The organism is Shewanella sp. Koi 1, from assembly GCF_052907445.1.
The window spans coordinates 4,722,985-4,737,683 of sequence record NZ_JBREJM010000001.1 but is presented as its reverse complement, the minus strand read 5'-3'; the positions used below and the strand labels follow the sequence as shown (position 1 = coordinate 4,737,683).

Sequence of the window (14,699 nt, the reverse complement as noted above, 5' to 3'; positions counted from 1 at the left end):
TCGAGCTTAACTTCGACGCCCTTTTGGTTAGGGACGTAGGCAAACCTCGGCTTAAGGCGTGTAGTAAGTAGCTGCGCCTGGCCCCACAGGCAGACCAAAGCCAAACACCCACAGGAAGAAGAACGCCGTCCAGCCAACGAAAAACACTAAGGTGTACGGCAGCATAGTGGCGATAAGCGTGCCTATGCCAAGGTTTTTCTGGTAACGGCAAGCCACGGCCAAAATCAGCCCGAAATAACTCATCATAGGCGTGACTAAGTTAGTCACTGAGTCGCCAATACGGTAGGCCGCTTGAATGGTTTCGGGCGCATAGCCGACTAACATCAGCATGGGCACAAAAATGGGGGCGGTAATGGCCCACTGAGCCGAGGCGCTACCCAGCATCAAGTTGATAAAGCCACAGATCATAATAAAAAACAGGAACAGGATTGGCCCAGTTAAGCCAATGGATTGCAGGGCATCGGCACCCAGCACGGCTAACACGGCGCCGAGATTACTCCAGTTAAAAAAGGCCACAAATTGCGCCGCAAAGAATACCAGTACGATATACAGCCCCATACTGCTCATGCTGTGTGACATGGCATTGATAACGTCTTTATCGTTTTTAATGCTGCCAACGACCTTGCCGTAGACAAAGCCCGGGATCGCAAAACAGATAAAGATAAAGGCGACGATGCCTTTGAGGAACGGCGAACCCGAGACTAGACCGGTTTTAGGATCGCGCAGTGGCGCACCCTCTGGCACGACTGACAGCGCAAGGATTACCGCTAGCACCAGCATAGATAACCCCGCCCACTTGAGGCCGCGTTTTTCCAGCTCGGTGACATTGCCCATGGATTGGTGCACGGTTTCATCGGCATCATCGCCTTGATACTTGCCCAGTTTCGGCTCGACAATTTTCTCGGTCACAAAGGCGCCGAGGAAAGTGATCACAAAGGTCGAGACAAACATAAAGTACCAGTTAACCTCGGGGCCGACGTTGTAGTCGGGATCGATCATCCGCGCCGCCGCCTCAGTGATACCCGATAACAACGGATCGACAGTACCAAGCAATAGGTTAGCGCTGTATCCCCCTGATACCCCAGCAAATGCCGCGGCAAGCCCCGCCAGTGGATGGCGACCTAAGGAGTGGAAGATCATCGCCGCCATGGGAATTAATACCACATATCCAAGCTCTGCCGCCGTGTTCGACATAATGCCGGCAAATACGATAGTTAACGTCACCAAACGCTTCGACGCACCCATAACGAGTGCACGCATCGCCGTGGATAACAGCCCTGAACGCTCGGCGATACCCACACCCAGTAGGGCGACCAACACAGTACCTAAGGGTGTAAAGCCAGTGAAGTTAGTGACTAAGTTGGACACTATCATCCGCAAGCCTTCGGCATTCATCAGGCTGACGACATGGATAAGTCCATCGGCACCTCGGCCGTGGGCGCCCTCTGGGCGCGGATCGGTGACCGTTAATCCAAAGTAGCCCGCAATGCCTGACACCAATATCACGGCGACACAGAACAGGGCGAACAAGGTAATAGGATGGGGGAGTAGGTTCCCTAAGCGTTCGACAATATTAAGAAAACGGACAAACCAGCCGCGAGAACTCATGTCGTCGGCCTGTGGTGAATTGACGGGAATATCGTTGGATTTCGAGCTCATTCTTTTGCCTCTGTCGACCTTTGCTAGCGCATTCTTTACCCGGGAGCAGAATCGATGCGGCGTACTTGGCAGAGCTATGTCTGGCCCAAGTGGTTGGATTAACGCTAAGGTGAAAGTTAAAAAATTGGCCGAAAAGTATGATGGTTAAGCTTTAATTGAAACTTAAATGTTGCAACTGCGGCAGTGCGGCGGATTATGGGGGAAATGCGGGGAAAAAAAATGGACTCACTAGGAGTCCAGTATTCACGAGCAAAAAGGTTGCTCTTAACGTTGTGCATATACACTATAGCCTAGTTTTTCTGTATCCAAGCTGAATAATCTCGCTGGTCATTTTGTTGCTTAATGCTCTGACCAGAGTAGCTAAAGCTAATATTTCATTGCGTTAGCTATCGCTTTAGATGAAATTCTTGGCCATTTATGTTTAGCTGTACCCGTTGAGACTAAGAACAAACCCTAAGGATGGAAGATGGACAAACTGTTATTAGGATTAGCGCTGATTTTTATCGTCACCTATCTTTGGTACGTCAGCCTAGTCAAAAAGCGCAATACCGCCCTCGAAGCCCTGTCGGGAATCGATGTGCAGTTAGCCAAGCGCGCCGATCTTGTGCCCAATATCCTCAAAATCGCCAAGCGATTTATGGATCATGAAAAGTCATTACTTACTGAAATCACTGAGCTACGCACGCAATTAACCCGCAATTACAACAAGACAGATCCGAATGCGGTGAAAGAGCATATCGCGCAAGCAGAGAAGCTGAACGATAAAATGGGTGCCTTGATGGTGAGCGTTGAAAGCTATCCCGAGCTAAAGTCGGACAATACTATGCTCGAGGCGATGCAAACCTATAACGAGGTCGAAGCCCATATCTCTGCTGCCCGCCGTTTCTATAACTCGGCGGTGTCTGAGTTAAATACTGCCGTTGAGATTTTCCCCGGGTCGATTATTGCGTCGATGGCAAACATCAAGGTGATGCCATTCTACGAGGTGAATGAAGCCTCTAAAGCGCCGATAGACGCGGCGGATTATCTGTAATCCTTCGATATTTGCGGGGCCAAGATAGGCTCCGCAAACATATTAACTGAATGAATATACTCACCTTTATTTTAGGTAGTCCCATCAAGGCTCAGCGGCAGGCGGCAAGATTGTCGGCCGACGCTTCGGATAGGGCGTCGCTGCAGGAGTACTACGATACCCAACTGGCGCCGCTCGCCGCCCGCTATGAAACTAAGCGCGTCAACAGCCTTAAGGCGACACGTAAACGCTTATATCTTAGTTTGGCGATAGTCGCAGGTCTCGTGCTGTTAGCGCTATTGGGACATAGCCGTGGACTCATGCTGTTTCCGCTGCCGTTAGTCGCGCTATTGGGATTAGGTTTTTGGAGTTTTACACCGACACGGCAGTTTAAGCGGCAAGTACAGCAAGAAATTTATCCCATCATGTTTAAGTACTTTGGTGAGGATTTTATCTACAACCGCGAGATGCGCCTCGACATGAATCGCCTCAGTGCGGCTAAGGTGCTACCCAATTACGATAAGGCGAGCTTTGGTGATTATATTCAAGGCCAATACAAGGGCATCGAGTTAGTCGTCAATGAGTTAACCTTGACCAAAGACGTGCGAGTGGAGGAGTGGGACGGCAATAAACGCCGAACCGTGACCCGCACCGAAACCCGCTTTCGCGGCACTGTGGTTGAGCTAAGTAGCCATAAGCAATTTATTGGTCATACCGTGGTATTAAAGGATCGCGGTGGGCTGGCAAATTTCTTATCCGACAGCCACTCAGGGCTGCAGAGGGTGAAGCTTGAAGATCCCCTGTTCGAAAAAGAGTTCGATGTGTTTTCCACGGTTCAAATCGAGTCGCGCTATTTGCTCAATACCGCCTTTATGGAGCGCTTGCAGCAATTGGCAAAATCCTTCGATGGGGATATTCAATGCGCCTTCTTCCGCAATCGTTTGATCTTGTTTTTGCCTAATCGCCGTAGTCGTTTCCAGATGCAATCTATCTTCGATAGTGCTAATTTTTCGGCCGAATTTAGCCAGTTAAACCGTGAGATGAAGCAACTCTTTGCTATTATTGAAGTACTTAAACTAAACGAACACACGGGACTTTGATGCCAGCAACGCATTCTTCGCCACTTTGCCTTAAGTCGATAGCCATCATTAGCATTGGTTTGTGGTTGGCTTGGGGAAGTGTTGCGGCCGCGTTTGCAGATGAAGCTAAGCCTAAGCCCCGTATTGTGGCCCGTTATTCTGAAAGCGGTATTGTGAGTAACACTGGGCAAGAAAAAGTCAAAGTTTATCAATATCTACAGGCCAATGGTGTGACGGCTTTTACCGATAAAGCGCCGACTACCAATGAGTATCAAATCCTGCTCTATGACTGCTTTGCCTGTCGTCCAGACTCCAAAATTGACTGGAATGGTATTCGGCTGTTTACCCGCAATTACGATAGCTTGATCAGTCGTGCGGCTCATAAACATCAATTAGACCCGGCACTTATCCGCGCCGTGATCCATGCCGAATCGGCCTTTAATGCCAGAGCCTTGTCACGTACTGGCGCAATGGGCCTGATGCAATTAATGCCCGAAACCGCCAAAGAGATGGGCGTGACCAATGCCTTTTTGCCGGAGGAGAATATTCTCGGCGGCAGTAAGTATTTGGCGCAAATGCTAAAACAGTTCAATGGTGATATTGCATTGGCCTGCGCCGCCTACAATGCGGGGCCAACCACAGTGACCCAATACAACGGTATTCCTCCCTATCCAGAAACCCAAGCCTATGTGGAACGGGTGCAAATTCTGCTAAAACGTTACCGCAGCGCCAAAGTCTAGCTGCTCTGTTGCATGCGGTGATGACGCAATAGGATTGGCTTATTCGCCAACTTCCCATTTAACGATGACATTGCCATCGGCTTGGCCTAAGTTTTTGCCGAGGTAATCGAGCATTTCAGTCGCGATTTCATCCAGTTGCCAAGGTGGGTTGATCACCCATAGTCCTGCGGCTGTCATGCCAAATTCATTGGAGTCCGGCTTGATTGCCTGTTCGATACGTAACTGGCGCTTAATACCGCTACCAGCTAAGCGGGAAAGCATTTCTTCCGTCTGCGCGCGGTTGACTACGGGATACCAGAGCATAAATACGCCCGTGGCAAAGCGTTTGTGTGCCTTGATTAAGGTCTCGGCGACCGTTTGATAGTCGGTCTTAATCTCATAACTGGGATCGACAAGTACCAGTGCGCGGCGCTCAAGTGGCGGTACCGCAGCAATCAAGCCTTTAAGGCCATCGCCCTTGATAACTTTTACCTGCTTATCCTGCTCGAAATACTCATCCAGCAGCTGATGATCGGTACCGTGCAGCTCGTGCAGCAGCATACGATCCTTCGGCCCCAGCTCCATATCGATAATGGCGGGAGAACCTGGGTAAAAGTTGAGTTCTTCTGGATTGTCTTCATTAAAGTGACGCACCGCATCTACATAATCCTGCAGGGATTTTGGCAGATCGGTTTTATTCCAAAGCTTAGCTACGCCTTCGAGGTATTCGCCCGTCTTCTGAGCAAACTCATCCGTTAACGCATAACCGCCGGCACCCGCATGGGTATCGATATAGACTAAGGGTTTGTCTTTCTTATGCATTAACTGCAAAGTTTGCAGCAAAATAGCGTGTTTCAGCACATCGGCATAATTGCCGGCGTGATAACCGTGGCGGTAACTTAACATGGAGGATCCTAGTTATTTGCAAACAATGCAAAGGGAGGCAAACGCATGTGGGCAATTATACCTAGGATGCCTTAAAGCGTAAAACGAATGCCTCAGTTAGCCGTTTTTTTCTGTGCTAACCAGTGGGTTGGGGTTTGCATTTGATAGGTTTTTAGCCACAACGAGGCTGGTGCAGGTTTACCAAATAAGTAGCCTTGGAATTGTTCACACCCCAGTGCAGTGAGCTGTATCAATTGGGTTTCAGTTTCAATCCCCTCGGCAATTACATGCAGTTTTAAACTCTTCGCCAACAGAATTGCCGCGTTGACAATTTGCGTGTGGCGCTCGCTAATGCCGAGCTGGCTGACAAAGTAGCGATCAATTTTTATTGTATCGGCGCTTATGTCAATCAGCTGGCTTAAGGAAGCATGGCCTGTGCCGAAATCGTCGATCGCAATGGAAACGCCCATTCTCGCGAGTGTGTTTAAGCGTCTGCCAGTTTCTTTGTGGGTGGAAAACACTGAGGTTTCGGTGATTTCAATTTCTAAAATTGGAATGAGTTCGGGATGGTTAATATATGTCTGGATCAGTACCTTGAAGAATCGATCCGACAAAATATCTTGTCCCGATAGGTTGAAGGCAATCTTAGTCATAGGGACATTTTTGGGCCAAGCACGGATCAATTGAAGTAATTGCCTAAACACTTTAATGGCGAAAATCGCCTGCAACTGCGATGACTCTATGATGGGGATAAAGGTGCTGGGCATGATCATGCTGCCGTCTTTGTCGAACATTCTGGCGAGCGCTTCAAAGCTAATAATATGCCCATCTGCCAACACTTTTGGTTGCAGCCACATTTCCAGTCGGTTGTGTTTTAGCGCGTCGCGGATTTTGCTTTCTTGCGAGGATGCCTCAAGTAAATTGTTAATCAAGCCAACGTAATACACCATAACTGGGTTGGCTTGGGTGGTTTGTTTAATGGCAATCAAGCATTGCTCGGCGGCTTGCTGCGGAGCGGATTTATGGCCAGAACTACAGCCAACGCGACACTCTAAATGGTATTCAATCTGTTGTTCTTGCTTAAGTTTTAAACTTGTCGGAATACGAAGACGTAATTGCGGTGCGAGCGTCTCTGGCGAGATGAGTGGTAGTTCGGTAAATTCCAAGGCAAAGGATGCACCTCTAAAACGATATATTTTGGCCTGGTGGCCGAAGCGCTCTTTAAGCTCGAAGGCAAAGGCTTTGAGGATGGCATCTCCCACGCTGATGCCAAAGGCGGCATTAATTTGGCTTAGATTATCGATCTTAACTAGGGCGACTGTCATTTCCTGGTGGGCGGTACTTGGTGTCGGGTTATACCAGTGGTTCTCGTTGGGTAAGCCAGTGACTAAATCGTAAAAATGGGTACTGATATGGTGCTTTTTGAGTCGATTGAGTTCGAGCTCATGATTGGCTTGTGCCGTGATATCGTGGCAGTGAAACAGCAAGGTATCATGGTGCTCTAATGAGGCTTTTTGCAGTAGATATCGGCTGCCGCTATTGTGCTTTAAACGGGTATGGAATGAGGCGGCCAACAAATTCGTACTGGTATCTTGGTCCACTTCAAAAATATCACACAGGCGAGTGCGATTAAGTGTGACATCTCCTGCGATTTGTTTTGCCGCATTATTCAAGTTGAGGATCACTCCATCTTCATTACAGAAGAAGGAGGCCGTGCCATTATTGTCAAAGATTTCAGCATATTGATCTAAAGAGCGTTGCAGCGCGTGTTGATGCTGGATCATTTGCTGCGCATGGACTTTCTGGGTTTTTAACAACCGCATGGCTGACAACGGGATACAAATATTGAAAAACATAAACAACAGCCCGTTGAGGTAAGCGTGGGTCGCTGGCAGGCTAATATCTACATCGACAATAGGCGGGAGATTCTGGTTACGCAGTAGCAATAAGAAAGGCAGCACATTGAAGCACATCATCCAGAAGGCGACTTTTCTACCAAACAGGAAAAGCGCCATCAGCGGCAGTGTATACAGGAAGGTAATGCCTGCCTGCGACAAGGTAAAATCTGGAATAAACAACAGTATTGCCAAGCAGGCCGCTACCACCATGGCCAGCAAGCTGATTGAGCTCGCCAGCAAATACCGACGGGTAAACCATAATGCGAGAAATAAGACGGTTAAAAAACTGACCGTAATGCCAATAATAAAGCTGAGGTTGAGTTCATATGCGATCAATGAGCTGTGCAGCACTATGCTGGTGGTCAGAATGGCACCACTTAGCAAAATAATCCGCAATAAACTGGTTTTTAATATGGTTCTATCGGGGTTTAAAAAGTCTTGCTCCCTGATAAACAAAAAACCTTTCAGCCAGTTAAGCAAAAAATGTCCTTATTCCGTATGGAAGTCGCAAGGTTGGCTCGGAACAAAACATATAACACAAATCGCTAAACTGTTATATAAATAGATTTTTTCCTTTATCAATCAGTTTATTACACTGTGACTCATGTTTGAGTTTACCTAAGGTGGCTTAGACAAATTGACTCATAGAATAATGAGCATTAACAAGATGATTGACTGAGTTACATATTCACGAAGCAGATTTTTAGGCATAATAGCCATCATTTTGTTGCTTTGAAGATAGCCTGTGACTCCGATTTTTTTTAATCAGCAATTTCCAACTCTTGTGGACATTTGTGCCCGTTGGCAACTGGTTTTTGATGCCGATGCGCCGTTTGAATTGCGTTTTGAATCAGACACCTTGACGCTACATAAGCGCGATGAGCCTAAGCTCGATGGCATAGTAGTGGATTTTGTCACTGGCGCGGTTGCCCATAGACGCAAGTTTGGTGGCGGTCGTGGGCAGTCGATTGCTAAGGCTGTTGGATTAAAGCAGGGCGTTACGCCAAAAGTGGTCGATGGTACAGCGGGCCTCGGCCGCGATGCTTTTGTGCTGGCAAGCTTAGGCTGCACAGTGACTATGGTAGAGCGCCATCCTGTGGTGGCCGCATTATTAGAAGACGGCCTGCGCCGTGCCTATCAAGATGCCGAAATCGGCGACTGGATGCGTGAACGTATGCAGCTTTTCCATGGTTCTAGCCTCGAAGCACTCGCCAAATTAGAGCAAGAGGTCGATGTCGTCTACCTCGACCCTATGTACCCTCACCGTGACAAATCAGCCTTAGTTAAAAAAGAAATGCGAGTCTTTCAAACCTTAGTCGGTGCGGATCTCGACGCCGATGGCTTGCTCGCACCCGCCATGGCTCTAGCCAGTAAGCGTGTAGTGGTGAAGCGCCCCGATTATGCCGAAGACCTCGCCGGCGTTAAGCCCAGCATGGTTATCGAAACGAAGAAAAACCGCTTCGATGTCTATGTGAAATCGGCAATGAAGTAGTGGCTATTCAATTATCTGTTTGAGAAATTATATGGTTATTTCCTTGATTTTGGCTCTAGTAATTGATTTTATATAGGTTTATTTTATAAGTGTATAGTGACCTGCCGAATAGGCAGCTGATAATAAAAACAATCGTTTCGACGTTTATGTAAATACAGCAAACTGCCGGATAGGCAGTAAAAGCCTCTTCTTACTCTATGTAGGAGGAGGCTTTTTATTGGCAATGCCCCAATTTTCGCTAGATAATTGTTTAAGTAGAAATGTGCCTTTTAAGCTATTCATAGCTATTAAAAAGCTAAAATTTGAGGAAAATTACTACCAACCAGACGGTAGAAGTGACAATAAATATTGATCAATCTCTAGTAAGCTTTGGTCGGATAGGCGACACCTGTTACCAAGTGCCGCCCTCCTAAGAACCATACGTGCAACTTTCACTGCATACGGCTCAAGCCATGAGTAACGACTCTCCTTTTTCAATCTCCTTTGCACCAAGTAATCTTGGTATTGAGGATCAAATGGTGTCGCTTCGCTCCTGATTTTCACATGTCTTTTGATAGGCTTTTTAGCTATTTGTAGTGGCTGCCACCATTTAATACAAAGCAGCATGAGGCCAAGTTTTCACGCATTAAAACAATTTATGGATTAAAATAATCCCCTCTAAACCTCACTCATCAGAATTAACATTCTTCATAAGTTTTACAGACTCTAATTGATCTAGCTGAACATTTTCAAATCTAGTTAATTTTTCAAATAGAAATTTAATATCATTAGCTTGAGCCTCAATCATCTTAGAGTTTTTAGAAGCATTTAAATGGGCTCTAAACTTACGAGAAATAGAGCGTTCATCCTCTAGCTTGGTTTTAAGATCCTCATTTTCATCGAATGTTGCATCTAAATACTCAAGCGCTTCTTTTGCCTCGCTAATTTTAGCTTCATTTTTTTCATTTAACTTCTGCAACTCATATGAAGTTTCTTTTTGGCCTGTTCGCGTATCTTTTTTGTTTTATCTTTTAATAAAGCTTCACTAGCTTCAATTTCTTCTTCAATAATTTCTCGAAAGTAAACAGTTAGAGGTGTAATTTTACGAGGATTCCCCCAAAAATATCGCCAAACTGTACCAGCTTGACCTGATGGTGCTTCTTCTGCCAAATATATTTCATCAAGACTTTCTCGCACGCCATCAAGATAATCCACAGCTTCAGACATGGTCATTTCAGTATTCAACCCACTGAACTTACTCATAACAAATCCTTCTCAGTTTGCGCGCAAAAACCTACTTTTAGAGGAAGAATTATATCTAATTTGCAGTCAAAACAACATGTTTTCCTCTTCCTCTGTGTAGGAGGAAATCAAACACATGAAAGCCAGCTATCATGCGGCTTTCACTGCCTCACCTTTAATAGTACATCTAGGTAATATCTTGGTCGCAAAGAATGAATGGGTGAATAGACACCGATAGAGTAGTCACTCTGTATCATTACTAAAATTTGGTCAACTGGGCTGTGCCAGAAGGATCATTCATCTGAACTCGTAACAAGTTTTGGGGCAATTTCGATTTAGAAATGGCAGCGCAACTATGCGATCGCTGCCATTTTAGTATCAAACTTATTGCTCCCCCACAGTTACAGTTGAAAAATTCACTGATAGAGAGTCATTAAAGACCGCTAAGAAATTTGAGCAAGATCTAGATTTAAGAAGATATGTCCCTAGTAACGAATGCTGGATACTCAGTTAAGCAACTTTTCAATACCCATTTTGATTCACTGGTGGCTGGATTAGCAATACAACCAATACTGTTTAGAGCAATTGTCAGTTTGCAAAGGCTTAATAGTCATTTGTAGTAAAGTTACATTTTTCACTTGAGTTATTTTGTGCTTGTTCCTATTTGTCATACTATGGGTACATTTTATGTCGATGTATGGTTACATGATTTAGCTAAGTAATTGTTTCTGGCTATACTGCTATGTCATAGTTTGGTTTCAGCGACACCCTTAGTTATTGAGGATTAAGGCGATAAAAAGCGCTAACCTAGGTTAGCGCTTTTGTTTTTGAATAAAGGTTATGTTTATCGCACTAAGGTAAACAGTGGGGTTTGACTGACCGCTTGAAAATCCAGCGCCATGGTTACACTGAGTGCTGTGATGGTAATAATTGAAAAACCAAACACTTGTCTGGCCCAACGTGGCATATCCACATCTTGACGATAACCTTTGAGGGCCATTGTTAGCCACCAGAGGCTGGTGGCACAGGTCACGGCCATAAAGGCGGTGCCTGTGTAACCTGCGAGTGGCAGCATGGTGCTGACCAAGGCGAACACTGCGATATAGAGCACTATATGGTGCTTCGCCTTGGCCATCCCTTCGGCGACTGGCAGCACGGGGATCTTCGCGGCTGCATAGTCATTAAAGCGGAAAATCGCGATGGCGTAGGAGTGTGGCATCTGCCAGAGGCTGAACATCAGCAATAAAATCACTGCGCCCATATCCATTTGCCCCGTCACGCTGCAATAGCCCACCACGGGCGGTACTGCGCCCGAAAAGCTGCCGACTAAGGTGCCGTAAACCGAGTTTCGCTTCATATAGAGGCTATAAATCCCGACATACACGACATAGCCAATAGCGGCAAACAGCAGAGCTAAGGCATTGGTTAACAAGGCTAAGATGCAAAATCCAAGCACGCCTAAGGCGATGCCAAACAGCAAGACATGGCTTAGGGGGATTTCGCCCGTGACGGTGACGCGTTTGCAGGTGCGCTGCATTTTGGCGTCAATGTCACGGTCGATACAGTTATTAATCGCACAGCCTGAGGCGACGACTAAGGATAATCCCACTAAGCTTGCCAGCATCAAGACCAGATCCACATCGCCCTTAGCGGCCAATAGGAAGCCGCCAGCAACGGAAATCAGATTCCCGAAAATGATGCCAGGCTTAGTTACCTGTACATACCCTTTGAAGCGTGCTTTCCATTGCGTCGATGTCAATCTAGCTTGTGTGTTCATTTGCTGTGTCTCGTTACATCATCAAAGCGTTAGCTTCGAGAATGATCCATACCGACAAGCCAACCACCATCACGATGATCAGCGCGGTAAATAGGAAGGAGAAGGTGTTGATCTTGCCTTCCTTAGAGAAGTCCAAGTGCAGGAAGTACTTAAGGTGTACCAAAATCTGCACCAGTGCCGTGACAACGACGATGGCGAGCGTCGTCGATTGCTCGAAGTGATGGGTCATTACCGCCCAGAATGGGATGGCAGTTAACACCACTGACAGCACAAAACCGACTAAGTAGGACTTGATGCTGGCGGCCAGATCGTCTGCGCCATGGCTATGGTCATGTGATTGAGTATGTGCGCCCATTACAGTGCTCCCAATAAGTACACAACGGTGAATACGCAAATCCACACGATGTCGAGGAAATGCCAGAACAAGCTTAAGCAGCTCAAGCGAGTGATGCTGCGGTTACCTAAGCCAGTTTTAGCGACTTCAATCATCATGATCGCCATCCAAATTAACCCCGCGGTCACGTGCAAGCCGTGCATGCCCACTAAGGTGAAGAAAGATGACAGGAAGGCGCTGCGTTGTGGGCCGTTGCCATGTTCGATCAGGTGATGGAACTCATAGACTTCCATGCCGATAAACACACAGCCCAGTGCAAAGGTAATGGCTAACCAAGTGAGGGTCGCCGCTTTGTTGCGGCGCTTAGCGAAAATCAAGGCAAAGCCATAGGTAATACTACTGAGCAGCAGGGCTGCGGTTTCGATCAGCACAAAGTCCAGTTCGAAAATATCTTTACCCGATACACCGCCGTCGGTGTTCATATAGAGCACGGCATAGGTAGCGAATACCGATGCAAACAGGATGCAGTCGGTCATCAGGTAGAGCCAAAAACCAAACAGGGTGTTGCCACCCGTGTCATGGTGCTCGTGGTGCTCCTCGGCGTGAGCAACGTCTAAATCAGCTGGGATTGCAACACTCATATCAGCCCCTTACTACATTGTTTAAGTGAGCATTTTCAATGCGTGCCACTTCATCGGGTTGAACGTAATAGTCGACATCGTTGTTATAAGCACGGAATAAGAACACGATAAACGCGCCCACCATGCCCACAATCGCGAGCCACAGAATGTGCCAAATCGCAGCAAAGCCCGCGGCGGTAATACCCAGCGCCATTAAGATACCGCTTGGGGTATTCTTCGGCATATGGATTGGCTGATAGTGTTTTTGGCGTTGATAGGCGGTGCCTTTTTCTTTGGCATCGGTAAAGGCATCGATATCAGACACTTGTGGCAACTTAGCAAAGTTGTAGAACTGTGGTGGTGATGCGGTTGACCATTCCAGCGTGTGGCCATTCCATGGGTCGCCCGTGGTGTCACGGTTTTGGTCGCGGTCACGGATACTCACGTACAGTTGCACGAATTGCAGAATGATACCGACCATGATGATGCAAGCACCCACGGCAGCGATATAGATCCACATGTTCCATGCTGGGTTATCAATATGGTTGATACGGCGAGTCATCCCCATAAAACCGAGTACATACAGCGGCATAAAGGCCACATAGAAACCAATCTGCCAGCACCAGAATGACGCTTTACCTAAACGCTCATTTAAGTGGAAACCTGTCGCTTTTGGGAACCAGTAAGCAAAACCGGCTAAGTAACCGAACACGGCACCACCGATAATGGTGTTATGGAAGTGAGCGATCAGGAACAAGCTGTTGTGCAGTACGTAGTCGGCGCCAGGTACGGCCAATAACACGCCCGTCATACCACCGATGGTGAAAGTCACCATAAAGCCTAAGGTCCACTGTACTGGCACAGTTAAGCGCAGGCGGCCGCGGTAAATGGTGAACAACCAGTTAAACAGTTTTACCCCAGTCGGGACCGCAATCACCATGGTCATCACGCCGAAGAAGGCGTTGACGTTGGCGCTAGAGCCCATGGTAAAGAAGTGGTGTAACCACACGATAAAGCCGAGGATCGAAATCGCGCCACTGGCCCATACCATTGAGGAATAGCCGAACAGACGCTTAGAGGTAAAGGTTGAAATTACATCCGAGAAGATACCGAACGCAGGTAAAATCAGGATGTAAACTTCAGGGTGACCCCAAGCCCAGAACAGGTTGATATACATCATGGCGTTACCACCACCATCATTGGTGAAGAAGTGGAAACCCATGTAGCGATCGAGTGTTAACAGCGCTAAAACCGCGGTCAGGATCGGGAACGAAGCCACGATCAGGATGTTGGCCCAAGTACAAGTCCAAGTGAAGATTGGCATTTGCATCAGCTTCATGCCTGGAGCTCGCATCTTAAGCACAGTCGCGATAAAGTTGACCCCGGTTAAGGTTGTCCCAATCCCCGAAATCTGTAGTGCCCAGATATAGTAATCGACCCCGACACCCGGACTGTAAGCCAGCTCAGACAACGGCGGGTAAGCCACCCAACCGGTACGGGCGAATTCACCTAAACCTAATGAAATATTGATCAGCACGGCACCAGAGGCGGTTAGCCAGAAGCTGAGGTTGTTCAAGAAGGGGAAGGCAACGTCGCGGGCACCGATTTGCAGTGGCAGCACTAAGTTCATTAGACCGATCATAAATGGCATCGCCATAAAGATAATCATGATCACGCCGTGGGCGGTAAAGATTTGGTCGTAATGTTCTGGCGGCAGATAACCTGCGGCGCCATTGGTGGCCAGTGCCTGCTGGGTACGCATCATGATGGCGTCGGAAAAACCGCGGATCAACATGATGAAGGCAAGCACTATGTACATGATACCGAGGCGTTTATGGTCAACTGAGGTTAACCAGTCGTGCCAAAGCACGCCCCATTTTTTGTGTTTAGTGATCAAGGCTGCGACGTACAGGCCTATCACGGCAACAACCGCAAGGGTCACCATGATGATAGGCTCATGATACGGGATCGCATCTAAGCTTAATTTACCGAGAAAAGACATG

Annotated in this window: 13 protein-coding genes; 4 read left to right on the top strand and 9 right to left on the bottom strand. The window is 47.3% G+C overall.

Annotated elements, in window-relative coordinates; all coding sequences use genetic code 11:
* Nucleotides 1–51: 51 nt before the first annotated feature.
* Nucleotides 52–1,659, bottom strand: coding sequence for an AbgT family transporter (locus ACUZ8J_RS20790; protein WP_446694842.1), 1,608 nt, complete (start codon nt 1,657–1,659; stop codon nt 52–54).
* Between the two features lie 466 nt (nt 1,660–2,125).
* On the opposite strand from ACUZ8J_RS20790, the gene ACUZ8J_RS20785 reads away from it, so the two are divergent.
* The 3 genes from ACUZ8J_RS20785 to ACUZ8J_RS20775 are packed head-to-tail and all read left to right on the top strand — an operon-like array spanning nt 2,126 to nt 4,490.
* Nucleotides 2,126–2,692 (top strand): LemA family protein, encoded by a 567-nt coding sequence (locus ACUZ8J_RS20785; protein ID WP_011624553.1) that lies wholly within the window; start codon nt 2,126–2,128, stop codon nt 2,690–2,692.
* A 50-nt stretch (nt 2,693–2,742) separates the two neighbouring features.
* On the top strand, nt 2,743–3,771 hold the full coding sequence (locus ACUZ8J_RS20780) for a DUF3137 domain-containing protein (RefSeq protein ID WP_446694841.1): 1,029 nt from the start codon (nt 2,743–2,745) through the stop codon (nt 3,769–3,771).
* Entirely contained in the window at nt 3,771–4,490 is a 720-nt protein-coding gene (locus ACUZ8J_RS20775; RefSeq protein ID WP_446694840.1) for a lytic transglycosylase domain-containing protein, read from the top strand. Before ACUZ8J_RS20780 ends, ACUZ8J_RS20775 begins: the two co-directional genes overlap by 1 nt.
* A gap of 39 nt (nt 4,491–4,529) precedes the next feature.
* Here the strand turns inward: ACUZ8J_RS20775 and ACUZ8J_RS20770 are convergent, their stop codons facing one another.
* Nucleotides 4,530–5,375 carry a 23S rRNA (adenine(2030)-N(6))-methyltransferase RlmJ gene (locus ACUZ8J_RS20770; protein WP_446694839.1) on the bottom strand — a complete coding sequence of 282 codons (846 nt, stop codon included), beginning with the start codon at nt 5,373–5,375 and terminating at the stop codon, nt 4,530–4,532.
* 92 nt (nt 5,376–5,467) lie between these two features.
* Nucleotides 5,468–7,732 (bottom strand): EAL domain-containing protein, encoded by a 2,265-nt coding sequence (locus ACUZ8J_RS20765; protein ID WP_446694838.1) that lies wholly within the window; start codon nt 7,730–7,732, stop codon nt 5,468–5,470.
* 265 nt (nt 7,733–7,997) lie between these two features.
* Here ACUZ8J_RS20765 and ACUZ8J_RS20760 point away from each other — a divergent pair, with 265 nt between their 5' ends.
* Nucleotides 7,998–8,744, top strand: a complete 747-nt coding sequence (locus ACUZ8J_RS20760) for a class I SAM-dependent methyltransferase (protein ID WP_023266134.1) — start codon at nt 7,998–8,000, stop codon at nt 8,742–8,744.
* Between the two features lie 664 nt (nt 8,745–9,408).
* Here ACUZ8J_RS20760 and ACUZ8J_RS20755 read toward each other — a convergent pair.
* The 6 genes from ACUZ8J_RS20755 to cyoB form a co-directional block, all read right to left on the bottom strand.
* The gene (locus ACUZ8J_RS20755; RefSeq protein WP_446694837.1) at nt 9,409–9,702 is read right to left on the bottom strand and encodes a hypothetical protein; all 294 of its coding nucleotides are present in this window, start codon (nt 9,700–9,702) and stop codon (nt 9,409–9,411) included.
* A complete protein-coding gene (locus tag ACUZ8J_RS20750; RefSeq protein ID WP_446694836.1) occupies nt 9,690–9,986 on the bottom strand; it encodes a hypothetical protein in 297 nt (98 codons plus the stop codon). Before ACUZ8J_RS20750 ends, ACUZ8J_RS20755 begins: the two co-directional genes overlap by 13 nt.
* Nucleotides 9,987–10,809: 823 nt before the next feature.
* Nucleotides 10,810–11,742, bottom strand: a complete 933-nt coding sequence (gene cyoE, locus ACUZ8J_RS20745) for a heme o synthase (protein WP_279775819.1) — start codon at nt 11,740–11,742, stop codon at nt 10,810–10,812.
* Between the two features lie 13 nt (nt 11,743–11,755).
* Nucleotides 11,756–12,097, bottom strand: a complete 342-nt coding sequence (gene cyoD, locus ACUZ8J_RS20740) for a cytochrome o ubiquinol oxidase subunit IV (RefSeq protein WP_126512164.1) — start codon at nt 12,095–12,097, stop codon at nt 11,756–11,758.
* Nucleotides 12,097–12,717: a cytochrome o ubiquinol oxidase subunit III gene (gene cyoC / locus ACUZ8J_RS20735; RefSeq protein ID WP_282633480.1), complete on the bottom strand. Its 621-nt coding sequence runs from the start codon at nt 12,715–12,717 to the stop codon at nt 12,097–12,099. The genes cyoD and cyoC overlap by 1 nt, the downstream gene beginning before the upstream one ends.
* Before the next feature lies 1 nt (nt 12,718).
* On the bottom strand, nt 12,719–14,698 hold the full coding sequence (gene cyoB / locus ACUZ8J_RS20730; RefSeq protein ID WP_446694835.1) for a cytochrome o ubiquinol oxidase subunit I: 1,980 nt from the start codon (nt 14,696–14,698) through the stop codon (nt 12,719–12,721).
* Between the last annotated feature and the right edge of the window lies 1 nt (nt 14,699).